Source organism: Acinetobacter sp. YH01005, assembly GCF_013420465.1.
Taxonomy (GTDB): Bacteria; Pseudomonadota; Gammaproteobacteria; order Pseudomonadales; family Moraxellaceae; genus Acinetobacter; species Acinetobacter amyesii.
This window is the reverse complement of record NZ_VOYA01000069.1, coordinates 1-1,028: the sequence shown is the minus strand read 5'-3', so window position 1 is coordinate 1,028 and position 1,028 is coordinate 1. Positions and strand designations below refer to the sequence as shown.

Below are 1,028 nucleotides of genomic sequence, written 5' to 3'. Positions count from 1 at the left end.
GGAGTGACGGGCACTGGCTGGCAATGTCTAGCAACGGCAGGCATTTCGGCTGAGGGTAAAAGAACTTTCCGCTAAGCGATAGACTGTATGTAAACACAGTATTGCAAGGACGCGGAACATGCCTCATGTGGCGGCCAGGACGGCCAGCCGGGATCGGGATACTGGTCGTTACCAGAGCCACCGACCCGAGCAAACCCTTCTCTATCAGATCGTTGACGAGTATTACCCGGCATTCGCTGCGCTTATGGCAGAGCAGGGAAAGGAATTGCCGGGCTATGTGCAACGGGAATTTGAAGAATTTCTCCAATGCGGGCGGCTGGAGCATGGCTTTCTACGGGTTCGCTGCGAGTCTTGCCACGCCGAGCACCTGGTCGCTTTCAGCTGTAAGCGTCGCGGTTTCTGCCCGAGCTGTGGGGCGCGGCGGATGGCCGAAAGTGCCGCCTTGCTGGTTGATGAAGTACTGCCTGAACAACCCATGCGTCAGTGGGTGTTGAGCTTCCCGTTTCAGCTGCGTTTCCTGTTTGCCAGCCGGCCCGAGATCATGGGGTGGGTGCTGGGCATCGTTTACCGCGTCATTGCCACGCACCTGGTCAAGAAAGCGGGCCATACCCACCAAGTGGCCAAGACGGGCGCGGTCACCCTGATCCAGCGTTTTGGATCGGCGCTCAATCTGAATGTTCACTTCCACATGCTGTTTCTCGACGGTGTGTATGTCGAGCAATCCCACGGCTCAGCGCGTTTCCGCTGGGTCAAGGCGCCGACCAGCCCAGAGCTCACCCAGCTGACGCACACCATCGCCCACCGGGTGGGTCGCTATCTGGAACGGCAAGGCCTGCTGGAACGGGATGTCGAAAACAGCTATCTGGCCTCGGATGCGGTGGATGACGACCCGATGACACCCCTGCTGGGGCACTCGATCACTTACCGTATCGCTGTCGGTTCACAGGCGGGGCGAAAGGTGTTCACTTTGCAAACTCTGCCGACCAGTGGTGATCCGTTCGGTGACGGGATTGGCAAGGTAGCCGGGT

General features: G+C 59.0%; 1 pseudogene. It reads left to right on the top strand.

Annotated elements, in window-relative coordinates:
- Positions 1 to 118 precede the first annotated feature (118 nt).
- Positions 119 to 1,028 (top strand): annotated as a pseudogene (locus FTT72_RS16140) (IS91-like element ISVsa3 family transposase); the annotation flags it as partial.